The 23,970-nt window shown below is 71.1% G+C and carries 17 protein-coding genes; 9 read left to right on the forward strand and 8 right to left on the reverse strand.

Going from position 1 to position 23,970, the window contains the following annotated elements; translation table 11 throughout:
* The first annotated feature begins 191 nt into the window (after positions 1-191).
* Positions 192-902 (forward strand): MgtC/SapB family protein, encoded by a 711-nt coding sequence (locus tag ACQKQD_RS17145; RefSeq protein ID WP_056533658.1) that lies wholly within the window; start codon positions 192-194, stop codon positions 900-902.
* 60 nt (positions 903-962) lie between these two features.
* On the opposite strand, the gene ACQKQD_RS17150 is transcribed toward ACQKQD_RS17145, so the two are convergent.
* Positions 963-1,295, reverse strand: a complete 333-nt coding sequence (locus tag ACQKQD_RS17150; RefSeq protein ID WP_244526967.1) for a hypothetical protein — start codon at positions 1,293-1,295, stop codon at positions 963-965.
* Between the two features lie 347 nt (positions 1,296-1,642).
* On the opposite strand from ACQKQD_RS17150, the gene ACQKQD_RS17155 reads away from it, so the two are divergent.
* The 3 genes from ACQKQD_RS17155 to ACQKQD_RS17165 all read left to right on the forward strand — a co-directional run bounded on the left by ACQKQD_RS17155 (position 1,643) and on the right by ACQKQD_RS17165 (position 4,721).
* Positions 1,643-2,503: a C40 family peptidase gene (locus ACQKQD_RS17155; protein WP_427508969.1), complete on the forward strand. Its 861-nt coding sequence runs from the start codon at positions 1,643-1,645 to the stop codon at positions 2,501-2,503.
* A 136-nt stretch (positions 2,504-2,639) separates the two neighbouring features.
* Positions 2,640-3,641: a 4-hydroxy-3-methylbut-2-enyl diphosphate reductase gene (gene ispH, locus ACQKQD_RS17160; RefSeq protein ID WP_091926965.1), complete on the forward strand. Its 1,002-nt coding sequence runs from the start codon at positions 2,640-2,642 to the stop codon at positions 3,639-3,641.
* A 114-nt stretch (positions 3,642-3,755) separates the two neighbouring features.
* Complete coding sequence (locus ACQKQD_RS17165; RefSeq protein ID WP_020094031.1) at positions 3,756-4,721, forward strand: homoserine kinase; 966 nt, start codon at positions 3,756-3,758, stop codon at positions 4,719-4,721.
* A gap of 262 nt (positions 4,722-4,983) precedes the next feature.
* On the opposite strand, the gene zwf is transcribed toward ACQKQD_RS17165, so the two are convergent.
* Complete coding sequence (zwf, locus tag ACQKQD_RS17170) at positions 4,984-6,510, reverse strand: glucose-6-phosphate dehydrogenase (RefSeq protein WP_427508970.1); 1,527 nt, start codon at positions 6,508-6,510, stop codon at positions 4,984-4,986.
* 116 nt (positions 6,511-6,626) lie between these two features.
* On the opposite strand from zwf, the gene dmeF reads away from it, so the two are divergent.
* Entirely contained in the window at positions 6,627-7,619 is a 993-nt protein-coding gene (gene dmeF / locus ACQKQD_RS17175; protein WP_427508971.1) for a CDF family Co(II)/Ni(II) efflux transporter DmeF, read from the forward strand.
* A 32-nt stretch (positions 7,620-7,651) separates the two neighbouring features.
* On the opposite strand, the gene ACQKQD_RS17180 is transcribed toward dmeF, so the two are convergent.
* From ACQKQD_RS17180 to ACQKQD_RS17200, 5 genes are all read right to left on the reverse strand, one after another.
* Positions 7,652-9,187 carry an efflux transporter outer membrane subunit gene (locus tag ACQKQD_RS17180; RefSeq protein WP_427508972.1) on the reverse strand — a complete coding sequence of 512 codons (1,536 nt, stop codon included), beginning with the start codon at positions 9,185-9,187 and terminating at the stop codon, positions 7,652-7,654.
* 170 nt (positions 9,188-9,357) lie between these two features.
* Positions 9,358-12,825, reverse strand: a complete 3,468-nt coding sequence (locus ACQKQD_RS17185; protein WP_020094027.1) for an efflux RND transporter permease subunit — start codon at positions 12,823-12,825, stop codon at positions 9,358-9,360.
* The gene (locus tag ACQKQD_RS17190; RefSeq protein WP_427508973.1) at positions 12,822-15,947 is read right to left on the reverse strand and encodes an MdtB/MuxB family multidrug efflux RND transporter permease subunit; all 3,126 of its coding nucleotides are present in this window, start codon (positions 15,945-15,947) and stop codon (positions 12,822-12,824) included. The genes ACQKQD_RS17185 and ACQKQD_RS17190 overlap by 4 nt, the downstream gene beginning before the upstream one ends.
* 64 nt (positions 15,948-16,011) lie before the next feature.
* Positions 16,012-17,418, reverse strand: coding sequence for an MdtA/MuxA family multidrug efflux RND transporter periplasmic adaptor subunit (locus ACQKQD_RS17195; RefSeq protein ID WP_427508974.1), 1,407 nt, complete (start codon positions 17,416-17,418; stop codon positions 16,012-16,014).
* Between the two features lie 298 nt (positions 17,419-17,716).
* Positions 17,717-17,893 (reverse strand): hypothetical protein, encoded by a 177-nt coding sequence (locus tag ACQKQD_RS17200; RefSeq protein WP_165923183.1) that lies wholly within the window; start codon positions 17,891-17,893, stop codon positions 17,717-17,719.
* Between the two features lie 366 nt (positions 17,894-18,259).
* Between ACQKQD_RS17200 and ACQKQD_RS17205 the strand changes: the two genes are divergently transcribed.
* The 4 genes from ACQKQD_RS17205 to ACQKQD_RS17220 all read left to right on the forward strand — a co-directional run bounded on the left by ACQKQD_RS17205 (position 18,260) and on the right by ACQKQD_RS17220 (position 22,349).
* Positions 18,260-19,429, forward strand: coding sequence for an aminotransferase (locus ACQKQD_RS17205; RefSeq protein ID WP_427509015.1), 1,170 nt, complete (start codon positions 18,260-18,262; stop codon positions 19,427-19,429).
* Between the two features lie 177 nt (positions 19,430-19,606).
* Positions 19,607-20,101, forward strand: a complete 495-nt coding sequence (locus ACQKQD_RS17210; RefSeq protein ID WP_020094022.1) for a DUF4112 domain-containing protein — start codon at positions 19,607-19,609, stop codon at positions 20,099-20,101.
* Positions 20,102-20,198: 97 nt separating this feature from the next.
* Positions 20,199-21,419 (forward strand): ABC transporter permease, encoded by a 1,221-nt coding sequence (locus ACQKQD_RS17215; protein ID WP_427508975.1) that lies wholly within the window; start codon positions 20,199-20,201, stop codon positions 21,417-21,419.
* A 390-nt stretch (positions 21,420-21,809) separates the two neighbouring features.
* Positions 21,810-22,349 (forward strand): MucR family transcriptional regulator, encoded by a 540-nt coding sequence (locus tag ACQKQD_RS17220; protein WP_091926972.1) that lies wholly within the window; start codon positions 21,810-21,812, stop codon positions 22,347-22,349.
* Between the two features lie 132 nt (positions 22,350-22,481).
* Here the strand turns inward: ACQKQD_RS17220 and ACQKQD_RS17225 are convergent, their stop codons facing one another.
* Positions 22,482-23,915 (reverse strand): FAD-linked oxidase C-terminal domain-containing protein, encoded by a 1,434-nt coding sequence (locus ACQKQD_RS17225; RefSeq protein ID WP_020094019.1) that lies wholly within the window; start codon positions 23,913-23,915, stop codon positions 22,482-22,484.
* Positions 23,916-23,970: the final 55 nt, after the last annotated feature.

Raw genomic sequence — 23,970 nt, forward strand, 5'->3', positions numbered from 1 at the left:
TTGTCCTGGGCCGTGTGCTGCATCCTGCACGTCTCCTCGGCCGGGTCCCGGATTCTTAAGGGATCCTCAGGCTCTTGCCGGTGTGCCCGCTGCCCGGTGCGGCCGTCAATCCCGCTTCGGACACGCTTTCCGATCCCGCCCGGGCCATGGTGTCACGGTTCCGTCACCTCTCCGCTCCCATGAGACGCCGGATGACCAGCTACGCCGCCCTCCCCGAAGAACTGAAATCCGCGATCGGCCTGCTCGTGGCCTTCGTGCTGGGCACGATCATCGGGGCCGAGCGGCAGTACCGGCAGCGCACCGCGGGCCTGCGCACGGCGGTGCTGGTCGCGGTCGGGGCGAGCGCCTTCGTGGATCTCGGCATGCGCCTGACCGGTCCGGACGGGGGCGTCCGGACCGTGGCCTACGTGATCTCCGGCATCGGCTTCCTCGGCGCCGGCGTGATCATGAAGGAGGGGATGAACGTCCGCGGCCTCAACACGGCCGCGACCCTGTGGTGCTCGGCCGCGGTCGGGGCCTTCTGCGGCGCCGACCTGCCCCTGGAGGCGGTGTTCGTGATGGTGACGGTGCTCGCCTGCAACACCGCGCTTCGGCCGCTGGTGAACGCCATCAACCGCGCGCCGATCCGCGAATCCGCCACCGAGGCGACCTACGAGGTCCAGGTCACCACGGCGCCCGGCGAGGCCGGGCCGGCGCAGGACCTGCTGGTGGAGCGCCTGGAGGCGGCGAACTACCCGGTCGGCAGCGTCGAGATCGAGGAGCGCGGCGAGAGCGCGGTCGACGTGGTGGCGACGCTCACGGCCAGCGCCGTCAAGGCGGAGGAACTCGACGCCGTGACCAACGAGCTGGCCCGGATGCCCGGCATCCGCCACGCCACGTGGTCGGTGCAGACCGCCGACTGAGCGCGGGCGATCCGGCCGGGTGATCCGGAGGGCGCGCCCTCCGGCGGAGGGGCCGGGCCGTCAGCGGCGCGGGTCGAGGGGCCGGCTGCGGCGCTCGATCACCACGGTCGGGCGCGTGCGGCGCTCCACCACCACGGTGCGCGGGGCCCGGCTCGGGCTCGCCTGGGTCAGGATCCGCTCGGGCATGCGCTCCGGCTTGGCCTTCTTGGCCGCCAGGACGTGGGGGCGGACCTCGTCGGCCGGCAGGCCCATCAGGCCGGCGGCGATCTCGACCTGCTGCTCCACGTCGTCCGCGAGGTCCTGCGCGGCGGCGACCGCCTCGCTCACGGTGGGCGGCTCCCGGCGGACGCGGATCGGTGGCAGGTCGGCGAAGCTCTTCTGCGTCTTCTTCACGGGGCGACTCGCGGTCTTCATGCACCAGACATAGCGCCTTCCGGGCAGGTTGTGCAGTGCATCAAAAACGTGTGATGGGCGCCTCCCGCACATGTCTCGCCGGCGGGTGACGCGGAGGTGACGCGCGGATGATGCGCAGGTGACCCGGATGTGATGCCGGCTGCCGCGCGCTTGGGCAGCCCCGGACCGCTTCGGGCACCCGGTGCCCGATCTGCCGGACTTTCGGGCGACCCCGCGGGCCAGTGCCGGCTGCTCCGGTCCGGAGACGCGCCTCCGTGCGTCATAGTGGCGCGGTCCGGCGGGCCCGCGCTTACCCGCGCTTCAACTCAGCATGGTAGGGTCCGCGGATGACCGAGAGCCTCGATCCCCGGCTGACCCCGGCCCGGCCGCACGTCGCCGATCTCCGCTTGCGGGACCGCGTCGCGGCGGCGCGCTACGTTGCCGGCACGCCGCGGCGGGTGACATCGCCGTCGGCGCCGCTGCGCCGCGCACCGGCCGCCGATGCGGGGCTCGACACCGAGGCGCTGCTCGGCGACGCGGTCGATCTCTACGACACGGCGGACGGCTTCGCCTTCGTGCAGCTCGCCCGCGACGGCTACGTCGGCTACCTGCCGGCCGAAAGCCTCGGTCCGGCCGATCCGGAGCCGACGCACCGCGTCACCGCCCTGCGCACCTTCCTGTATCCCGAGCCGGACCTGAAGCGGCCGGTCCTCGGCCATCTCAGCCTCGGCGCACGCCTCGCCGCGACGGGGGAGGCGGGCGCCTACCTGGAGACGCCGGGCGGCTACGTGTTCGCCCGCCACTGCGCGCCCGTCGACGCGCGCGAGCCGGACTACGCCTCGACGGCCGCGCGGCTCGCCGGGACCCCCTATCTCTGGGGCGGCCGCACCAGCCTCGGGCTCGACTGCTCCGGCCTCGTGCAGCTCTGCCTCGACGCGGCGGGGCTGCCCTGCCCGCGCGACGCCGACATGCAGGAGCGGGCCCTCGGGCAGGCGCTGACGTTCGACCCCGCGCGCCCGGAGGTCGCGGGCCTGCGCCGGGGCGACTTCGTCTTCTGGTGCGGCCATGTCGGGCTGATGGTCGATCCCGAGACGCTGATCCACGCCAACGGCCACCACATGGCGGTCGCCGCGGAGCCGCTCGCCGGGGCGGTCGCCCGCATCGCGGCGCACAGCTTCGGCGCCGTGACGGGGATCCGGCGGCTCTGAGGGAGCCGGCGCGGGTCCCATTCCCGCGGCAATCGTGCTACAGAGGGGCCACGGAGCGGTTCCGCTTCCCTCTTCCCGCCCGGTTCCTGGGCCAGTCCTGTTGACAGGACAGCCCCGCCCTCGCCACATCCCCCGCATGACCGCCGATATCGCGACCCCCGAGCCCGTCCCGGGCACCGCCGGCAAGCCGCCGCTGGAGATCCTGCTCTGCGCCCCGCGCGGCTTCTGCGCCGGCGTGGTGCGGGCCATCGACGTCGTGGAGCGGGCGCTCGCCATCTACGGGCCGCCCGTCTACGTCCGCCACGAGATCGTGCACAACAAGTACGTCGTGGAGAGCCTGAAGCGGAAGGGCGCCGTTTTCGTCCGCGAGCTCGACGAGGTGCCGGACGGCGGCGCCCCGGTGATCTTCTCAGCCCACGGCGTGGCCAAGACCGTGCCGGCCAACGCTGATTCGCGCGGGCTGACCACGATCGACGCCACCTGCCCGCTGGTGACCAAGGTCCACCGCGAGGCCGAGATCCACCACAAGCGCGGCCGCCACGTCCTGCTGGTCGGCCATTCCGGCCATCCCGAGGTGGTGGGCACGATGGGCCAGCTGCCCAAGGGCTCGATCACCCTCGTGGAGGATCTCGAGCAGATCGCGGCCCTGACCCCGGACAATCCCGACAACCTCGCCTGGGTCACCCAGACGACCCTGTCGGTGGACGACACCCGGCACATCGTCGACGCCCTGAAGAAGAAGTTCCCGAACATCACCGGGCCGCACAAGGACGACATCTGCTACGCCACCACCAACCGCCAGGAGGCGGTGAAGCAGGTGGCGCCGCTGGTCGACGCCCTGATCGTGGTCGGCTCCTCGAACTCGTCGAACTCGCAGCGCCTGCGCGAGGTCGCCGAGCGCGTCGGCTGCCCGATCACCCGCCTCGTGCTCCGCGCCGAGGAGATCGACTGGCCGGCCTTCGAGGGCATCCGCAAGCTCGGCCTCACGGCCGGCGCCTCGGCCCCCGAGGTCCTGGTCGAGGAGATCATCGACGCCTTCGCGGCCCGCTACGACGTGATGGTCGACACGGTCTCGACCGTGATCGAGGACATGGTCTTCCCGCTGCCGCGGGAGCTGCGCAGCGAGGCCGCCGAGTAGGCGGTCCGGTCCGACAGCGCCGACGCCCCGGGCTCGGGGCGCGCGGCAGGCTTTATGCGGGGGCGCTTCGGCGCCCCTTGCCGTATCGAACTTCCGACATCAGAGCGCAGACACGTGGCCGTCTACACCGAGGTATCCGACGCGGCGCTCGCCGAGTTCCTGTCCGCCTACGCGATCGGCAGCCTGCTCTCCTTCAAGGGCATCGCGGAGGGCGTCGAGAACTCGAACTTCTTCCTGCACACGACCGAGGGCGCCTACATCCTGACGCTCTACGAGAAGCGCGTCCGGGAACAGGACCTGCCGTTCTTCATCGGGCTGATGGAGCACCTCTCGGCCCGCGGCCTCGCCTGCCCGCAGCCCGTGCGCGACCGGGCTGGCCAGGCCCTCGGCCAGCTCTGCGGCCGGCCCGCCGCCATCGTGAGCTTCCTGGAGGGGGTCTCGGTCAAGGCGCCGGGCGTCGAGCATTGCCGGGAACTCGGCCGGGCCCTCGCGGAGCTGCACGCCGCCGGCCGGGACTTCCCGATGGTGCGGGACAACAATCTCTCGGTGTCCGCGTGGCGCCCGCTCTTCGCGCAGGCCGAGGCCCAGGCCGATTCGGTCGAGCCCGGCCTCGCGGCGCGCACCCGGTCGGACCTCGCCGTCCTGGAGGCGCACTGGCCCCGGGACCTGCCGGGCGGCGTGATCCACGCGGACCTGTTCACCGACAACGTCTTCTTCATCGGCGACGCGCTGTCGGGCCTGATCGACTTCTACTTCGCCTGCACGGACGCCTTCGCGTACGACCTCGCGGTCTGCCTGAACGCGTGGTGCTTCGACCCCGACGGCACCTTCCACCGCGACATGGCCGCCGCGCTGATCGCCGGCTACGAGGCCGTGCGGCCCCTGGAGGCCGCCGAGGTCGCGGCCCTGCCGATCCTGTGCCGGGGCGCCGCGCTCCGCTTCATGCTCACCCGGCTGGTCGACTGGCTGAACGTGCCCCCGGGCGCCCTGGTGAAGCCGAAGGACCCGCGGGAATTCGATCGCCGGCTCACCTTTCACCGCCAAGCGCGGGACGCCCGCGATTACGGCCGGGCGGGCTGAGACGCGGATGAGCCGGCGACCCGCTGGACAACCGGGTCGATCCATCCGCCACGACCGGTTTGACAGGGCCGAACCCCGTCACCGCGAGCGCAGCGACGTGACCCTAGGTAGCGCGACGCTCGTCGCCGTGGCGCTGCCCTGGATCGCTTCGCTGCACGCGCACTGACGGCTGGGGCGCAGGGGACGGCAGGCGGCCGCACCGCTTCGGGAAGGGGAGGCGCGAAACCGCCGACCTTCGCGTTCGAACGAATCGTCGGGCCGCTCAGTCGGTCTCGCCGTCTAGACCCAGCCAGTGGCGGCCGTCGCGGGCGAGCAGCGCGTCGGCCTCCGTCGGGCCGGCGCTGCCCGCGGGGTAGAAGTTCACCTCCGCCTGCGGCCAGCCCTTGAGCAGGGGATCGACCGCGGCCCAGCCGGCCTCGATGTTGTCGGCGCGCTGGAACAGCGTCGCGTCGCCGGTCATGCAATCGTAGAGCAGCGTCTCGTAGCCGACATTCGGCCGGTCGGCGAAGAAGTCCTTGTAGCGGAAGCCGGAGCGCACCCGGCCGATCTTCATCTGCGGCCCCGGCACCTTGACGTTGAACTCGGTGCTCACCCCGTGATCGGGATCGATCTGGATCCGCATCACGGTGGGCGCGAGGTCGGCCGTGGGCGTGTCCTCGAACATCTTGAACGGCGCCGGCTTGAACAGCACGGCGATCTCGGTGCGCCGCCCGGTCATGCGCTTGCCGGTGCGGACGTAGAACGGCACCCCGGCCCAACGCCAGTTCTCGATGTTGAGCTTCAACGCGATGTAGGTCTCGGTGACCGAGTCCTTCGCCACGTGCGGCTCGTCCCGGTAGGCGGGCACGTCGCGCCCCTCCGAGGTGCCGGCCGTGTACTGGCCGCGCACCGCGTCCTCGGGCGGGATCGGCTTCACGGCCTCGGCGAGCTTGGCCTTCTCGGTGCGCACGGCCTCCGCGTCGAAGGAGTTCGGCGGCTCCATGGCGACCATGCAGAGCAGCTGGAACATGTGGTTCGGCACCATGTCGCGCAGCGCCCCGGTCGGCTCGTAGAAGCCGCCCCGCTCCTCGACGCCCACGGTCTCGGCCGCCGTGATCTGGATGCTGTCGATGTATTCCCGCCGCCAGACCGGCTCCAGCAGGCCGTTGGCGAAGCGGAACGCCATGATCGACTGCACGGTTTCCTTACCCAGGAAGTGGTCGATCCGGTAGAACTGGCTCTCGTCGCCCTGGCGCAGGATGCGGGCGTTCAGCTCCCGGGCCGAGGCGAGGTCGGAGCCGAACGGCTTCTCGATGACCACGCGCCGGAAGGTGTCGCCCTCCTGCTTGAGCAGGCCGGCTTGGCCGAGCCCGTCCACGATCGTCCCGAAGAAGCGCGCCGCCACCGCGCAGTAGAACACCGCGCTGCCGGTGACCCGCTGCTTCACGGCCGCGAAGGTCTCGGGCTTCTCGAAATCGCCCTTGAGGTAGTGGAGCCGGTCCCGGATGAAGCCCCAGCTCTTCGGGTCGATATGGTCGGCGTGGAACTCCGAGGTCGGGTCCTTGCTGAACGCCTCCAGGGTCTGCGTGAGGTTCTCGCGCAGGGACTCGTCGGTGCCGTCGCTGTGGTCGACACCCAGGATCGAGAAGCCCTCGGACAGCAGGCCCGCGCCGGCGAGGTTGTAGAGCGACGGCATCAGCAGGCGCTTGGTGAGGTCGCCGCCGGCCCCGAAGATCACCAGCGTGCAGGGCGGCGCCGGCTGCGTGCCGCAGGCTGCCGTGTCCTTGAGGGCTGTCGTCGGCTCGGCCATCCCTGACTCCCGTGTGGCTGCAGTGCACCAAACCGGCCTGACAACCCGCCGCGGCGAGGCCCGTTCCGGTACCCGCTGGGCTATGCTGCGCCGAGGCTAGGATCAAGGAACCCCGCATGCATACCCATTCCCTCGAGCCCTGGGCCCACAGCCACGTCTTCCTGGGTGACCGGCACGATCGCCACGCCCGCCGGACCTGGGCGGTGGTCGCGCTCACGGCCGTCACGATGGTGGCGGAGATCGCCGGCGGCACGTGGCTCGGCTCGATGGCGCTGGTCGCCGACGGCTGGCACATGTCGACCCACGCGGCGGCCCTGGGCGTCGCGGCGCTCGCCTACCACTTCGCCCGGCGCCACGCGGACGACCCCCGCTTCAGCTTCGGCACCGGCAAGTTCGGCGACCTCGCGGCCTTCGCCAGCGCGCTGCTGCTCGGCCTGATCGCCCTGCTGATCGGCGCCGAGAGCCTCGACCGGCTGCTGCATCCGGTGGCGATCGGCTTCGGTCAGGCGATCCCGATCGCCGTGCTGGGGCTCGCCGTGAACCTCGCGAGCGTCTGGCTGCTGCACGACGACCACGACGATCACGGCCACGACGACCACGCTCACCATCACGGAGGCCACGCGCACGGAGGTCACGCGCACGCGGGCCACGCGCATGGCGGCCACGGCGGCCACGACACGAACTTCCGGGCCGCCTACGTCCACGTCCTGGCCGACACGCTGACGTCGGTCCTGGCCATCGTGGCGCTGCTCGGCGGGCGCTATCTCGGCCTCGCCTGGCTCGACCCGGCCATGGGCCTCGTCGGCACCGCCGTGATCCTGGCGTGGTCGTGGAGCCTGCTGCGGACGGCCGCCCTCGTGCTCCTCGACGCACGGCCCTCGCCGGCGGCCACCCGGGAGATCCGGGAGCGCCTGGAGATCGGCGGCGACCGGGTCAGCGACCTGCATCTCTGGCAGATCGGGCCGGGCCACCGGGCCGCCGTGATCGCCCTCGTCAGCGACGATCCGCAACCGCCCGCCCACTACAAGGCGCGCCTCGCCGGGGTGAAGGGCCTGAGCCACGTCACCGTCGAGGTCCAGCCCTGCGGGAGGCACGCCGCGGCGGCCTGAAGGTCCCGCGCGGGCGCTCGGCCCGGCGGCCGCTACTCGTCGGGGCGGACCGCCTGGCCGCCCTGGTCGATCGGAAGGCTCGGACCCTTCAGCTCGGAATCGCTCGGCAGGGCGCGCACGTCCCAGCCGCCGCCGAGCGCCCGGATCAGCGTGACCGCCGCGGTGAAGCGGTTCAGTCGCACCTGAAGGGCGTTGACCTCGTTGTTCACGAGCAGGTTCTGCGCGGTCACCACCGTGGTGAAGTTCTGGGTGCCGGCCCGGTACTCGTTGAGGGTGATCTCCACGGCCCTGCGCGACAGGTCCACGGCGGTGTCCTGCGCCCCCTGCTGCTGGCCGAGGATGCGCAAAGCCGCCATCTGGTTCTCGACCTCCGCGAAGGCGGCCAGCACCACCTGCCGGTAATTGGCCACCGCCGCGTCGTAGCCGGCCTCGGCCGAGCGCAGCGCCGCGGTGCGGGCGCCGCCGTCGAACAGCACCTCGCTGCCGGAGGCCGCCACCGACCAGACCTGGTTGGCCGCCGAGAGCAGGCCGTTGCGGGTCGCCCCCGAGATGCCGCCCTGGGCCGAGATCGTCACGGTCGGGAAGAAGGCCGCCACCGCCACGCCGATGCGCTCGCTCTGCGCCTGGACGAGGCGCTCGGCCTGGGCCACGTCGGGCCGCCGCTCCAGCAGGTCGCCGGGGATGCCCACCGGCACGCCCGGCGGGCTGCGCCCGATGCCGGATACCGGGATCGACACCTCGGAGGGCGGGCGCCCGATCAGGGTGGCGATGGCGTTGACGAACTGCACCCGGGTCAGGCGCACCGCGATGGCCTGGGCCTGGATGGTCTGGACCTGGGTCTGCGCGGTGATCACGTCGGAGCGCGCCGCGACCCCGGCGGCGTACTGGTTCTCGGTGATCGCCAGGGTCCTCTTGAAGTTCTCGACGTTCTCGTCGAGCACCTTCTGGAGGGAATCGGCGTAGCGCACCGTCAGGTAGTCGGCCGCGATCTCCGCCTGGATGCTCAGGCGGGTCAGCGCGATCGTGGCGGCGTCGGACTGCGCCAGGGCCGCCTCGCTCTCGATGGTGCGGCGCGTGCCGCCGAACAGGTCGAGCTCCCAGCTCGCCTGGCCCAGCAGCGCCACGTTGGTGCGCGTGGTGGTGCCGCTGCCGGTCCGGGTGATGCTCGGCGCGCCGATCACCGTCGGGTACAGGGCCGCCTGCGCGGAGGCGACGAGCGCCCGCGCCTGCCGGTAATTCGCCACCGCCTGCCGGAGGGACTGGTTGTCGACGTCGACGAGGCGGATCAGCCGGTCGAGGGTCGGGTCCTTGAACACCCGCCACCAGTCGCCGCGCTCGACCGCGTCGCTCGGCCGGGCCTCGCGCCAGCCCTTCTTCCGCGCCGCCACGTAGGCCGGGCTGTCCTCCCGGACACCGCCCTGCTTGTAGGCCAACGGCGTTTCCACGGAGGGCCGGGTGTAGTCCGGGCCGACCACGCAACCGGCGAGGAGCGGGGCGGCGAGGAGGAGGGATGCGAGGGTGCGGAGCCGTTGATGGGTAAAGAGCGCACCGCCCACCCTGAACCTCATCCTGAGGTGCCGGAGCGTAGCGGAGGCCTCGAAGGAGCCCTCCAGGAATCGCGCGCCTGGCTGGAGCCCTCCTTCGAGGCTGCTGCGCGGCACCTCAGGATGAGGAGGTGGGTTGGAGGAACCCCCGCGCGCGATCGCGGCCGCCGCTGTTTCACGTGAAACCTTAACCATCACTCTCCGGCCGGCAGCGCCGCTTCTCCGCTCCGCCCGCCGCGCCTGCGCCGGTTGAGCACCCTGTGCCGGAGGCGATCGAGGGTGAGGTAGACGACGGGGGTGGTGTAGAGGGTCAGGATCTGGCTCACAATCAGCCCGCCGACGATGGCGATGCCCAGCGGGCGGCGCAGCTCCGCGCCCTCGCCGTTGGCCAGGATCAGCGGCACGGCGCCGAGCATGGCGGCCAGCGTCGTCATCATGATCGGCCGGAAGCGCAGGAGACAGGCCTCGCGGATCGCGTCCACGGGATTCGCGGCCCGGGTCCGCTCCGCGTCGATCGCCACGTCGATCATCATGATCGCGTTCTTCTTCACGATGCCGATGAGCAGGAACACCGCGATCAGCGCGATGATGGTGAAGTCGGTGCCCGTCACCAGCAGGGCCAGCACCGCGCCGACGCCGGCCGAGGGCAGGGTCGAGAGGATCGTCAGCGGGTGCACGAAGCTCTCGTAGAGGATCCCCAGCACCGCGTAGACCGCCAGGATCGCCGCCAGGATCAGCAGCGGCTGGCGCGACGCGGAGGCGACGTAGTTCTTGGCCGCGCCGGCATACTCGCCGTGGATCGTGGCGGGCAGCTGCAGGGAGGCCATGGCCCGGTCGATGGCGTCGGTGGCGTCCGACAGGCTCTTGCCCGGGGCGAGGTTGAACGAGATCGTGGTCGCCACGAACAGGCCCTGGTGGCTCACCTGCACGGGGGCGCTGCCGGGCTCGATCCGCGCGAAGGCCGAGAGCGGCACCATCGTCTCCTTGGCGGCCGAGACCGGCGCGCTCGACGAGGCGCCGCCCTTGCTCGCCGCGATGGCGTTGGCGGAGGCGTTGCGGGCCGAGTCGGACGCGATGGCGGCGGCGTTCGAGGCGGTGTCGGCCGTGCTGGCGGAAGCGGCGGCGGCCGCCGCCGCGACGGCGCCCGCGGTGCCCGAGCCGCCGACGGCGCCGGAGCCCGTGGCGACGCCGGTCGCGGCGCTCGCCGACGACCCGCTGCCCGGGCTGCTGGTGCCGGTCGCCGCGTTGGTGTTGACGGTCCCGCCCGCCGCCACCGTGCCGGCGACCGCGTTGGTGGTGGCCGAGCCCGGCGCGTTGCCGCCCGAGGTCGAGACGTAGATCTGCTTGAGCGTCTCCGGCGTTTCCAGGTAGCGCGGCGCGATCTCCATCACGACGTGGTACTGGTTCAGCGGGTTGTAGATCGTCGAGACCTGGCGCTGGCCGAAGGCGTCGTAGAGGGTGTTGTCGATCTTGTTCGGCGTGATGCCGTAGCGGAACGCGGTCGCCCGGTCGATCACGACCCGGCTCTCCAACCCGCCCTCCTGCTGGTCCGAGGTCACGTCCGCGAAGGTCGGGTCCTTCTGCAGGGCCGCCACCAGCTTCGGGGCGGCGGCGAACAGCTCCTCGGCCGTGTCGCCCTGGAGGGTGTACTGGTACTGGGCGAAGCTCTGGCGGCCGCCCATCTGCAGGTCCTGGCGGGGGAAGACGTAGAGGCGCGCGCCCGCGACCTGCGCGAGCTTCGGCCGCAGCCGCGCCATCACGGCCGAGATCGGCGCCCGCTCGTTGAGCGGCTTCAGGCCGACGAAGACGTTGGCCGAGTTGGTGCCGCGGCCGCCCGTGAAGCCGACGACGCTCTCGACCGCCGGATCCGCCCCGACGATCGCGGTCGCCTGCGTGAGCTTCTTCTCCATCGACTGGAACGAGATGCGCTGGTCGGCCTGGATGCCGCCCATCATCTGCCCGGTATCCTGCTCGGGGAAGAACCCCTTCGGGACGATGATGTAGAGGTAGACGTTGAGCCCGACCGTGGCGAGCAGGCTCAGCAGGACGAGGCGCGGATGGGCGAGCGCCACCTCCAGCGTCCGCGCGTAGGCCCCGAGCAGCCGGGCGAAGCCGCCCTCCAAAATCCGGATCAGCAGGTTCGGCCGGCGGCCGGCCGGCGGTTCGCCATTGGGGCCATGCCCCTCGGCCCGGAGCAGCCGGGCACACATCATCGGCGTGGTCGTGAGCGAGAGCACCAAGGAAATCAGGATCGACAGCGACAGGGTCACCGAAAATTCCTGGAAGATGCGGCCGACGAGGCCGCCCATCAGCAGGATCGGCAGGAACACCGCGATGAGTGACAGGCTCATCGAGATCACCGTGAACCCGACCTCCCGCGCGCCGATCAGCGCCGCCTGGAGCCGGGGCTTGCCCTCCTCGATGTGCCGCTGGACGTTCTCCAGCACCACGATGGCGTCGTCGACCACGAAACCGGTGCCGATGATCAGCGCGGTCAGCGACAGGATGTTGAGCGAGTAGCCGAGCAGGTACATCGCCGAGAAGGTGCCGACGATCGAGATCGGCACGGCGACCGCCGGGATCAGCGTGGCCCGCCAGGAGCGCAGGAAGCCGTACACCACCAGGATGACGAGGCCGACCGCCACCAGCAGCGTCTCCTCGGTGGCCGCGAGGGAGGCGCGGATCGTGGCGCTGCGATCGCCGGTGAGCTTGATGTCGATGCCGCCGGGCAGGGAGGCGGTGATCTGCGGCAGCGCCTCCTTCACGGCGTTGATGGTCTCGACCACGTTGGCGCCGGGCTGCTTGTAGACGAACAGCAGCACGCCCGGCTTGCCGTTGACGATGCCGAGGTTGCGCTTGTCCTCGACCCCGTCGAGCACCTGCCCGACATCGGTGAGCTTCACCGCGGCGCCGTTGCGGTAGGCCACGATGATGTCGCGGTAATCGGCGGCCTTGCGGCCCTGGTCGTTGGCGTAGAGCTGGTAGCGGCGGTCGCCCGCGTCGATCTCGCCCTTGGGCGAGTTCGCGTTCGCGGAGGCGAGCGCGGCCCGGATGCCCTCGAGGCCGATGCCGTAGTTGAACAGGGCCGTGGGATCGAGCTCGACCCGCACGGCCGGCAGGGACGAGCCACCGATATCGACGTTGCCGACGCCCGGCAGCTGCGACAGCTTCTGCTGCACCACGGTGGCGGCGGAATCGTAGACCTGGCCGCGGGTCAGCGTCTCCGAGGTCATGCCGAGGATGATGATCGGCGTGTCGGCGGGGTTGAACTTCCGGTAGGTCGGGTTCTGCCGGAGCGAGGCGGGCAGGTCGGCGCGCGCCGCGTTGATGGCGGCCTGGACGTCGCGGGCCGCGCCGTCGATGTCGCGGTTGAGGCCGAACAGCAGCACGATCCGGGTCGAGCCGAGGGAGTTCGTGGACGTCATCTCGTTGACGTCCGCGATGGCGCCGAGCCGCCGCTCCAGGGGCGCCGCCACGGTGGTGGCCATGGTGTCGGGCGAGGCGCCGGCCATCTGGGCCTGGACGAGGATCACCGGGAAGTCGATCTGCGGCAGCGGCGCCACCGGCAGCTTCAGGAAGGCGAACAGCCCGGCGAGCAGCACGCCGATCGTGAGCAGCGTGGTCGCCACCGGCCGCCGGATGAACGGCTCGGAGATGTTCACGGGAGCGCCTCGCCGGGCGCGAGATCCGGCCCCCGCCGCCCCGAGATCCGCCGCTCCAGCCGGTCGAAGGCCAGGTAGATCACCGGCGTGGTGAACAGCGTCAGCACCTGGCTGACGATCAGGCCGCCCGCGATGCAGATGCCGAGCGGCTGGCGCAGCTCGGAGCCGACGCCGGTGCCGAGGATCAGCGGCACCGCCGCGAAGAGCGCCGCCAGCGTCGTCATCAGGATCGGCCGGAAGCGCAGCAGGCAGGCCTGGAAGATTGCCTCGCGGGGCTCGAGCCCATCCTCGCGCTCCGCCTGGAGCGCGAAGTCGATCATCATGATGGCGTTCTTCTTCACGATGCCGATCAGCAGCACGATGCCGATCACCGCGATGATGTCGAGCGACAGGCCGAACAGCATCAGGCCGAGCAGCGCCCCGATCCCCGCCGACGGCAGGGTCGAGAGGATCGTGATCGGGTGGATGAAGCTCTCGTAGAGCACGCCCAGCACGATGTAGACGGTCACGATCGCCGCCAGGACCAGGAACAGCTCGTTGCCGAGCGCCGATTGGAAGGCGAAGACCGAGCCCTGCGGCACCACCCGGAACGAGGGCGGCAGGCCGATCTCGGCCTTGACCTTGTCGATCGCCTCGACCGCCTGCCCCAGCGCCGCGCCGGGGGCGAGGTTGAACGACACGGTGGTGGCCGGGAACTGGCCGAGATGGGAGATCAGCAGCGGCGCCCGCCGCTCGCTGATCCGCGCGACCGCCGAGAGCGGCACCTGCCCGTTGGTCGCCGTGGAGGAGGGCAGGTAGATCGCGTCGAGGCTGCGGAGCGTCGTGTGCAGCTTCGGGTCGGCCTCCAGGATCACCCGGTACTGGTTGGACTGGGTGAAGATCGTCGAGATGATCCGCTGGCCGAAAGCGTCGTAGAGGGCATTGTCGATGGTGGCCGGGGTGATGCCGTAGCGGCCGGCGGTGGGCCGGTCGATGGTCACGTAGGCGGCGAGCCCCTGGCCCTGGTGGTCGCTCGCCACGTCCATCACCACGGGCGACTTCGCCAGCGCCTCGGTGAAGCGCGGCACCCAGGTCTCGAAATCGTCGATGTTCGGGCTCTCCAGGATCACTTGGTACTGGGTCGCCGAGACCGCCGTGTCGATGGTCAGGTCCTGGACCGGCTGCATGTAAAGCCGCATGCCGGGCTGGTTGGCCGCCGCTGCCGAGATCCGCCGGATGATCGCGCTGGCCGTCGCGGTGCGCGCGTCCCGGGGCTTCAGGTTGATCAGCATCCGGCCGGAATTGAGCGTGACGTTCTGGCCGTCGACCCCGATGAACGACGACAGGCTGGCCACGTCCGGGTCCTTGAGGACGATCTCGGCCATCCGCTGCTGGCGCTCGGCCATGGCGGCGTAGGAGACCGACTGGTCGGCCTGGGTGATGCCCTGGATGACGCCCGTGTCCTGCACGGGGAAGAAGCCCTTCGGGATCACCGCGAACAGGTAGATCGTGAGCCCGAGCGTGCCGAGCGCCACCAGCAGCGTCAGGCCCTGGTGGTTGAGGACCACCCGCAGGGAGCGGCCGTAGGACTCGATCGTGCCGTCGACGGCGCGCCGGCCGAGGCGGGAGAGGACGCCCTCGCGGCGGCGGTGGCCGGCTTCCGGGACGTGCTTCAGGAGCCGCGCGCACAGCATCGGCACCAGCGTCAGCGAGACCACCGCCGAGATGATGATCGTGGCCGCCAGCGTGATGGCGAATTCGTGGAACAGCCGCCCGACCACGTCGCCCATGAACAGGAGCGGGATCAGCACGGCGATCAGCGAGACGGTCAGCGAGATGATGGTGAAGCCGATCTCGCGGGAGCCCTTGAGCGCCGCCTCCAGGGGCGAGTCGCCCGCCTCCACGTGCCGGGCGATGTTCTCGATCACCACGATGGCGTCGTCGACCACGAAGCCGGTGGCGATGGTGAGCGCCATCAGCGACAGGTTGTCGAGGGAGAAGCCGTACAGGTCCATGACCGACAGGGCGCCGACCAGCGACAGCGGCACCGACAGGCTCGGGATCAGGGTCGCCGACAGGCTGCGCAGGAACAGGAAGATCACCAAGACGACCAGCGCGATGGCGAGGCCGAGCTCGAACTGCACGTCCTCCACGGAGGCGCGGATCGTGGTGGTCCGGTCGGTGAGCGGCGCCACCGCGACGGCGGCCGGCAGGCTCGCCTGGAGCTGCGGCAGCAGCGACTTGATCTTGTCGACGGTCGCGATGACGTTGGCGCCGGGCTGGCGCTGGATGTTCAGGATCACCGCCGGCGTCGCGTCCGCCCAGGCGCCGAGCTTGGTGTTCTCCGGCCCCTCGACCACGTCGGCCACCTCCGAGAGCATCACCGGGGCGCCGTTGCGGTAGGCGATGATCGCCGCGTCGTAGGCCTTCGGGTCGCGGATCTGGTCGTTGGCGTTGATCGCGTAGGACTGCTTCGGCCCGTCGATCGTGCCCTTCGGCGTGTTGACGTTGAGGTTGGTGATGGTGGTGCGCAGGTCGTCGATGTTGAGCCCGTAGGCGGCGAGCGCCCGCGCGTTGAACCGCACCCGCACGGCCGGGCGCTGGCCGCCCGAGATGCTCACGAGGCCGACGCCCGCCACCTGGCTGATCTTCTGCGCGAGGCGCGACTCCGCCAGATCCCGAACCTGGGTGAGCGGCAGGGTCTTGGAGGTCAGCGCCAGCGTCAGGACCGGCGCGTCGGCCGGGTTGACCTTGGCGTAGATCGGCGGCGCCGGCAGGTCGGAGGGCAGGAGGTTGCCGGCGGCGTTGATCGCCGCCTGGACCTGCTGCTCGGCGATGTCCAGCGGCAGGTCCAGGCTGAACTGCAGGGTGATGACCGAGGCGCCCGCGGAGGATTGCGAGGTCATCTGGTTGAGGTTGGCGAGCTGGCCGAACTGCCGCTCCAGCGGCGCCGTCACCGAGGAGGTCATCACCTCGGGGCTGGCGCCGGGATAGAAGGTCTGGACCTGGATCGTCGGGTAATCGACCGCCGGCAGCGCCGAGACCGGCAGGTTCAGGTACGACACGCCGCCGACGATCAGGATCGCCAGCATCAGCAGCGTCGTGGCCACCGGCCGCAGGATGAACAGGCGGGACGGGTTCATGACGCGCTCCCGTTATCCCTTCCCCCGCAGAGGGGGGAGAGGGAGCGTCGCGCCAGAGCCGTCCTCACTGCGCCTGACGGCGCCGGTGCCGACGACCGCCCTCCGCTGTCCCTTGGGAATCCGCCGCCGCGTCGGCGGGCGCGCCGGGCTTCACCTCCCCCTTGCCGTCAGCCTTGCCGTCCGGCTTCGCCGCCGCGGCCTTACCGTCGCCGGCGGCCGCCGGCGCGCCCTCGGTGATGCGCACCGGCGCGCCGTCCTTCAGCCGGTCGGTGCCGTCCGTGACGACGCGGTCACCCGGGTTCAGCCCGGAGACCACCACCGTGTGGGTCCCGTCAGTCTCGCCGGTCTTGATCGGCCGGACCGTGACCTTGCTGTCCCCGTCCATCAGGTAGACGTAGGTGCCGGGCGTGCCCTGGAGCAGGCTGGAATTCGGCACCAGCGTCGCGCCCCGCACCGTGTCGACGGTCAGCTTGGCGTTGACGAACTGGTTCGGGAACAGCTCCTCGTCGGAATTGTCGAACAGCGCGCGCAGCTTCACCGTGCCGGTGGTCGTGTCGATCTGGTTGTCGACCGTGTCGAGGCGGCCGGTGGCGATCTCGTGGGCGTCGCCGCGGTCGTAGGCCCGCACGGTGAGCTTCGCGCCCGCCCGCACCTGCCGCATCACCCGCGACACGTCGTCCTCCGGCAGGGTGAACACCACCGAGATCGGGTGGAGCTGGGTCACCACCACGATCGCCGTGGAGGCGGCCGAGATGTAGTTGCCCTGGTCGACCTGGCGCAGGCCGACGCGGCCGTCCACCGGCGAGACGATGTGCGTGTAGGCGATGTTGAGCTTCTGCTGGTCGACGAGCGCCTGGTCGGCCGCGACCGTGCCCTCGTTCTGCTTCACCAGGGCGGCCTGCGTGTCGACGTTCTGCTTCGAGATCGAGTCCTGCCGGTTCAGCGTCTGGTAGCGCTGCAGGTCGAGCTTCGAGTTCTGGAGCAGCGCCTGGTCGCGGGCGAGCTGGCCCTGGTACTGCGCGAGCAGCGCCTCGTAGGGGCGGGAATCGATCCGGGCGAGCTCGTCGCCCGCCTTCACGTTCTGGCCCTCCCGGAACTGCACCTGCGTGAGGTAGCCGCTGATCTGCGACTTCACCGTCACGGTGGCGAGCGGCGTCACGGTGCCGAGACCCTGGAGCACCACCGGCATGTCGCCGGTCGTGGCGCTGGCGATGCCCACCGCCTGCGGCATGTCGGCCCCGCCGCGCCGGCCACCGTGGCCGCCGGTGTGATGCGCCGTCGCCGGCTCGGCGCCCTTGCCGGTGCGGGCCTCGTACCAGCGGTGGCCGATCGCCCCGGCGCCGGCGAGCAGCACCAGGATCACGAGCCAGCGGATCGGGCGGAAGCGCCGCGTCCGGACCTCGCGCGCGGGCGCCTCGCCGGGCTGGTAGGCGCGGGCCGTGTCGGTCCGGATCGGTGAACTCTCGTTCATGCCTGACTAGAGCACAGGACGGTCGTCTGCGCGACCGGCGGCACCCTATCCCTCGCTGTCCAAGCCCCCATGCCGCCCCCGGAACGCCGCGTCCCGGAAGCCCGTCCTGAAGCCGCCCGGTCCCGCGGGACCCGACGGCTCCGATCCCGTGTACGGGAGCGTAAGCCCATAAAGCTGTCCGGGCCCCGAACGGCTCCTTACCGCGGCGTCATGGACACCCGCGGCCGCGCCGCTCGCGCACCTCGCGGCGCCCTCCACCGGTGCCCGGCCAATGCGCCGTCACTAGGGCGGCGACGTTTCACTCGTGTTGCTGGGGCCCGCCGGACGCGTCCGGTACCGCATAAGCGCGCAGCACCGCCCGGAACGCGGGATCGACCGGGGTAACGGCCACGGCGCGGCGCAGGCCGAGTCCGAGGCCGCCGACCAGCAGCGCCAGCACCAGGCAGCCGAGGAACGCGCGTGAGGAGGGCCGCATCGTCGTATCCGGTGGCCGACCCAGCGAGCGGGGCGTGAGCGGGTGCGGCCGCGTCCGGACATGCCGAAAGGGCCACCGACCCGCAAGTCGATGGCCCTTCTGGGGACCGGAGCGGCGCCCCGCTGACGGAGCGAGGGGGCGAAGCTCCATCGGCGTGTGCGCCGCTCCGGCCGTGATCCGAACCTAAGAGACGGGTGATGAATGTCAACATTCGTCAGCAGGCCCCGGCGCGCCGGAGGCCGGGTCTGTGCGACCGCGCACATTCCGCAACGCGCGACGGCCATGTTACAGGCCGGCGATGCCGAGACCCGCCATGCCGACTTTCTCGATGCCCGGCGCCGCGTGCCGTACCCCGTGCCGCGCCGCATGAGGTCCGCCGTCATCAACCCCATCTTCGACGCGCTGCCCACGACCGTGTTCGAGACCATGTCGCGTCTCGCTCGGGTCCACGGTGCGATCAATCTCGGCCAGGGATTCCCGGACGATGCCGGGCCGGCGGATGTCCGCGAGCGGGGCGCGCGGGCGCTCCTGGACGGCTGGAACCAGTACCCGCCGATGATGGGCCTGCCGGCCCTGCGCGAGGCGGTCGCCGCCCATTACGCGCAGCACCAGGGCCTCGCCCTCGACCCGGAGACCGAGGTGATGGTCACCTCCGGGGCGACCGAGGCCCTGGCCGGCGCGCTCCTGGCGCTGATCGAGCCCGGCGACGAGGTCGTGCTGTTCGCGCCCATGTACGACGCCTACCTGCCCCTGGTCCGGCGGGCGGGCGGCGTGCCGCGGACCGTGGCGCTCCGGCCCCCGGCCTTCCGCCTCGACGAGGCCGCGCTCGCGGAGGCTTTCGGGGCGCGGACCCGGGTCGTGGTGCTGAACAACCCCCTCAACCCGAGCGCCACCCTGTTCGCGCCCGAGGACCTCGACCTGCTCGCCCGCTACTGCCAGCGCTTCGACGTGACCGCCCTCTGCGACGAGGTCTGGGAGCACGTGGTGTTCGACGGCGCGCGCCACCGGCCGCTGATGGCGCTGCCCGGGATGCGGGAGCGGACCGTCAAGATCGGCTCGGCCGGCAAGATCTTCTCCCTCACCGGCTGGAAGGTCGGCTTCGTGATGGCCGATGCCCGGCTGATGCGCGGGCTCGCCAAGGCGCACCAGTTCCTGACCTTCACGACGCCCCCGAACCTCCAGGAGGCGGTGGCCTACGGGCTGGGCAAGCCGGCCCCGTGGTTCGAGGCGATGCGCGCCGGCTACGCCCGGTCCCGCGACCGGCTCGCGGACGGCCTGCGCGGGCTCGGCTTCACCGTGCTGCCGGCCCGGGCCACGTGGTTCCTCAACATCGACATCGCCGCCCGCGGCCACGCCGACGACGTGGCCTTCTGCGAGGCCCTGGTCACCCGTCACGGCGTCGCGGCGATCCCCGTGAGCGCCTTCTACCCGGACGCCTCCGTGCGCGGCCTCGTCCGGCTCTGCTTCGCCAAGGACGACGCGACCCTGGATGCGGCGCTCGACCGCATGCGCGGGCTCCCGGGGGCCGGGGCATGAGGGTCGGCTCGAGGGACGGCATGACGGGCAGCACGACGGGCAGCACGACGGGCAGCACGACGGGCATCACGGCGGGCATCACGGCGGACCGCGCGCGCCGAGCGGGCGCCGTCCTTGCGGGGATCCGGGCGGGGGGCCACATCGTTGGGGACGATGGCTTCCCGACGGATCCCGACCATGGACTTCACCCAGGCTGCCCAGGCCGGGCGTTTCGCCCGTGCCGAGACCTTCCCCGGGGGCGAGACCCGCGCCGGCACCCGGCCCCCCTACCTGTCGGCGGATCTCGGACGGGAGGCGAGCCTCGCCCGGCTGGAGACGCTGGCCCACCTGATGGACACCGCCTTCGTCATCCCGGGCATCAACCGGCGGGTCGGGTTCGACGCGCTGATCGGCCTCGTGCCGGTGATCGGCGACCTGGCCGGCATGGTGATCTCGTCCTTCATCGTCTACGAGGCGAAGCGCCTCGGGGCGCCGCGCTGGCTGGTGGCCCGGATGGGCCTGAACGTGGCCTTCGACGGGCTGATCGGCGCCGTGCCGGTGGCGGGCGACCTGTTCGACGCCGCCTTCAAGGCCAACCGCCGCAACGTCCGGCTGCTGCGCCGCTGGCTGGAGCGCAGCGGCAACCTGCGTCCCACCGAGATCGACGGCACCGCGACCCGGCTCGACGGCTGAGCGTTCCCGGCCTCCGTCCCGCGGCCGACCGGTCGCGGGGCCGCCCGGATATCGGGGCGGCCGGCGCGCGCGCGACGCGGCTCGGGAGGCAGCACGGATGAACGAGGTCACGCGTCCCGGCGACAGCGAGGTCGTGCCCGCGCCGATGCCCGGCGCCCAGCCGCTGGTCCTGCGGCCGGACGAGGGCGCGCCGCCGCCGGTCCTGCCCGGGGCCGCCGGCCGGCGCGCCCGGCTGTCGCCGCTCAACCGGCGCCGCCTCGACAATTTCCGCTGCAACCGGCTCGGCTACGGATCGTTCGTGATCTTCACGGTCCTGTTCGTGCTCAGCCTGTTCGCGGAGTTCATCGCCAACGACCGCCCGATCGTGATGTCCTACAAGGGCGAGTGGCTGGTCCCGGTCCTGGTCGACTATCCGGAGGAGAAGTTCGGCGGCTTCCTCGCCACGACCGACTACCGCTCCCCCGAGATCCGCCGGGAGATCGCGGCGAACGGCTGGGCGCTGTGGCCGCCGATCCCGTACGCGTACGACACGATCAACGAGGACCTGCCGACGCCGTCGCCGTCGCCGCCGACCTGGATGCTCACGGACGCGCAGTGCAAGCCCGTCGCCGAGAAGCTCGGCGGCTCGACCTGCGCGGACATTCCCCAGCACTGGCTCGGCACCGACAACACCACGCGGGACGTGCTGGCGCGGGTGATCTACGGCTTCCGCATCTCGGTCCTGTTCGGTCTGATCCTGGCCGCGGTCTCGTCGGTGATCGGGGTCATCGCGGGGGCCGTGCAGGGCTATTTCGGCGGCTGGGTCGATCTCGCCTTCCAGCGCTTCATCGAGGTCTGGGGCGGCATCCCGACCCTCTACCTGATCATCATCATCTCGGCCTTCATCGCCCCGGGCTTCTTCGTCCTGCTCGGGATCATGCTGCTGTTCTCCTGGGTCGCGCTGGTGAGCGTGGTGCGCGCCGAGTTCCTGCGGGCGCGGAACTTCGAGTATGTCCGGGCGGCCCGGGCGCTGGGGCTGTCGAATATCCGGATCATGACGGTCCACCTGCTGCCGAACGCCATGGTGGCGACGCTGACCTTCCTGCCGTTCATCCTGAACGGCTCGATCACCACCCTGACCTCGCTCGACTTCCTCGGCTTCGGCCTGCCGCCGGGCTCGCCGTCCCTCGGAGAGCTTCTCGCGCAGGGCAAGGACAATCTGACCGCGCCGTGGCTCGGATTGACCGGTTTCCTGGTCATCGCCGTGATGTTGAGCCTGCTCGTCTTCGCCGGCGAGGCCGTGCGGGACGCCTTCGATCCGCGCAAGACTTTCGCCTGAGGCCGCGCGGGTTGCGAAAATGACGCAGGGCCTCGCCCCGCGCTCGCACAACTGTACGAAGATTGCGCATTGTGCCCGCACGACCGGGCGGCAATCGTATACGACCGTCTAGAGCCGGCCCCTGACCCGGGGGTAAAGGTCTCTGCCGGTTGCGAAAACCCGCTTCGAGGAAGCGACTAGCATTCGCCGGGCGGACACCGATAAAGCCTCTCAGAAGTGTCCATTAAGTGGCGCCAATGCAACCATACCCTGTAAGCCTCGCCGCGTGATGCAGAGTTAGACTTCGGTCTCATCACAGATAATTGTATGGCGCGGCTTGCATTTTTCGGACGCTGACTTAACTCGCGAAAGTGGGGATCCCATCAGGCATTTGTGCCGAGGAACGAGAGAATGTCAGAAGCTGCGCCGACATCGCAATTGGATTTCATCGAGCGGACCGTGGACGTCGTCGCGGCCTACGTTTCCAACAACTCGCTGCCCTCGGCCGAATTGCCGGCCCTGATCGCGAGCATCCACGAGGCGCTGAACACGATCGGGGCCGGCCCCGTCGCTCCGGCGACCGAGAGCGTCGAGCGGCCGACGCCCGCCCAGATCCGCAAGTCGATCCGCCCCGACGGGCTGGTCAGCTTCATCGACGGGAAGTCGTACAAGACGCTGAAGCGTCACCTGACCAAGCACGGTCTCGATCCGCAGACCTACCGCGAGCGCTACGGCCTGCCGGCCGATTACCCGACCACTTCGGCGAACTACTCAGCGCAGCGCTCGGCGCTCGCCAAGAGCCTCGGCCTCGGCCAGCCGGGCCGGTCCCCGGCGTCCGACAAGGCCGCCGCCGAGGAGGAGGCTGCCGCCCCCGCCTCCGCCCCTGCCTCCGGTCGCCGCAAGACCGCCGCGACCAAGACCCGGGCGAGCCGCAAGGTCGAGGCCGCCTGAGCGCGGCCGCGAGGCCCGGACGGGGGCGTGCGATCGGAGACGATCGCACCCGCACCGGTCCGGACTTGTTCGCCAGACCTCTTGGCCGGGCTCTCGGCCAAGCTCTCGGCCGGACCCCTCGTGCGGCGCGGCTCAGGCCGCGAGGCGCCCGTCCAGCGGGAACACCTTGGCGGGGTTCAGCATCCAGTCCGGATCGAACACCGCCTTGACCCGCATCTGCTGCTCGAGATCGACCTGGTCGTACTGGAAGCGCATCAACTCACGCTTCTCGATGCCGACCCCGTGCTCGCCGGTGAGGCAGCCGCCGACCTCGACGCAGAGCTTCAGGATCTCGTCGCCCGCGGCCTCGGCCTTCTGCAATTCGCCGGGCGTGTTGATGTCGAACAGGATCAGCGGGTGCAGATTGCCGTCGCCCGCGTGGAACACGTTGGCGACGCGCAGGCCCTTCTCGGCGCAGATGGCGCCGATCCGCTCCAGCACCGGCCCGAGCTGGCCGGTGGGGATCGTCCCGTCCATGCAGATGTAGTCGGAGATCCGGCCGGTGGCGCCGAAGGCCGACTTGCGGCCCTTCCAGATCGCGGCCGATTCCGCCTCCGAGCGCGAGACGCGCAGGCTGGTCGGGCGGAAATCCCGGGCGATCGTCTCGATCCGGGCCAGCATCGCGTCGCACTCGGCGTCCGAGCCCTCGACCTCGATGATCAGCATCGCCTCGGCGTCGCGCGGGTAGCCGGCCTGGGCGAAGTCCTCGGTGATGAGGATCGCCTCGCGGTCCATGTACTCGATCGCCACCGGGATGATCCCGGCCGCGATGATCGCCGCGACGCAGTCGCCCGCATCCTCGACCTTCGAGAAGCCGACCAGCACCGGGCGCGCGCCCTCGGCGGCGCGCAGGATCCGCACGGTCGCCTCGGTGACGATGCCGAGCTGCCCCTCCGAGCCGCAGACGAGGCCGAGCAGGTCGTAGCCGCCGCTGTCGAGGTGCTGGCCACCGATCTCCACCACGGTGCCGTCGTTGAGCACCAGGGTGACGCCGAGCAGGTTGTTGGTGGTCACGCCGTATTTCAGGCAGTGCGCGCCGCCCGAATTCATCGCGATGTTTCCGGCGATCGTGCAGGCGAGCTGGCTCGACGGGTCGGGAGCGTAGAAGAAGCCCTCGTGGCTGACCGCCCCGGAGATCGCCAGATTGGTGATGCCGCTCTGCACCCGGGCGGTGCGGTTGGCGAAGTCCATGTCGAGGACCTGGGTCATCTTGCCGACGCCGAGGATGATCGCGTCGGCCTGCGCGATGGCGCCGCCCGCGAGCGAGGTGCCGGCGCCCCGGGGCACGACCCGCACGCCGTTGGCGTGGCAGTAGGCCATCACGGCGGCGACCTCCGCGGTGGTGGAGGGCAGCACCACGGCGAGCGGCATCTGCCGGTAGGCGGTGAGCCCGTCGGTCTCGAAGGCCCGACGCTCGTCCTCGCTGACCACCAGCGCCTCCGGCGCGACCAGGGGCGCGAGGCCGGCCAGGATCGCCTCGCGGCGGGCGAGGATCGCGGGATCGGGGTCGGGGAAGCGGATGGTCATGGGGCTCTTGCCCTCCTGGGGCCCGCGGCGCGGGACGGCGCGCGGGGTGGCGTGC

Origin of the sequence: Methylobacterium sp. NPDC080182 (assembly GCF_050281105.1) — a bacterium.
Lineage (GTDB): Bacteria > Pseudomonadota > Alphaproteobacteria > Rhizobiales > Beijerinckiaceae > Methylobacterium.

What these genes read in the sequence shown, in the direction of transcription:
- ACQKQD_RS17145 (WP_056533658.1), top strand. Translation starts at nt 192, where the DNA reads ATGACCAGCTACGCCGCCCTCCCCGAAGAACTGAAATCCGCGATCGGC.
- ACQKQD_RS17225 (WP_020094019.1), bottom strand. Translation starts at nt 23,915, where the DNA reads ATGACCATCCGCTTCCCCGACCCCGATCCCGCGATCCTCGCCCGCCGC.
- ispH (WP_091926965.1), top strand. Translation starts at nt 2,640, where the DNA reads ATGACCGCCGATATCGCGACCCCCGAGCCCGTCCCGGGCACCGCCGGC.
- ACQKQD_RS17215 (WP_427508975.1), top strand. Translation starts at nt 20,199, where the DNA reads ATGAACGAGGTCACGCGTCCCGGCGACAGCGAGGTCGTGCCCGCGCCG.
- ACQKQD_RS17190 (WP_427508973.1), bottom strand. Translation starts at nt 15,947, where the DNA reads ATGAACCCGTCCCGCCTGTTCATCCTGCGGCCGGTGGCCACGACGCTG.
- ACQKQD_RS17220 (WP_091926972.1), top strand. Translation starts at nt 21,810, where the DNA reads ATGTCAGAAGCTGCGCCGACATCGCAATTGGATTTCATCGAGCGGACC.
- ACQKQD_RS17195 (WP_427508974.1), bottom strand. Translation starts at nt 17,418, where the DNA reads ATGAACGAGAGTTCACCGATCCGGACCGACACGGCCCGCGCCTACCAG.
- ACQKQD_RS17155 (WP_427508969.1), top strand. Translation starts at nt 1,643, where the DNA reads ATGACCGAGAGCCTCGATCCCCGGCTGACCCCGGCCCGGCCGCACGTC.
- ACQKQD_RS17200 (WP_165923183.1), bottom strand. Translation starts at nt 17,893, where the DNA reads ATGCGGCCCTCCTCACGCGCGTTCCTCGGCTGCCTGGTGCTGGCGCTG.
- ACQKQD_RS17180 (WP_427508972.1), bottom strand. Translation starts at nt 9,187, where the DNA reads ATGAGGTTCAGGGTGGGCGGTGCGCTCTTTACCCATCAACGGCTCCGC.
- zwf (WP_427508970.1), bottom strand. Translation starts at nt 6,510, where the DNA reads ATGGCCGAGCCGACGACAGCCCTCAAGGACACGGCAGCCTGCGGCACG.
- ACQKQD_RS17210 (WP_020094022.1), top strand. Translation starts at nt 19,607, where the DNA reads ATGGACTTCACCCAGGCTGCCCAGGCCGGGCGTTTCGCCCGTGCCGAG.
- dmeF (WP_427508971.1), top strand. Translation starts at nt 6,627, where the DNA reads ATGCATACCCATTCCCTCGAGCCCTGGGCCCACAGCCACGTCTTCCTG.
- ACQKQD_RS17205 (WP_427509015.1), top strand. Translation starts at nt 18,260, where the DNA reads ATGAGGTCCGCCGTCATCAACCCCATCTTCGACGCGCTGCCCACGACC.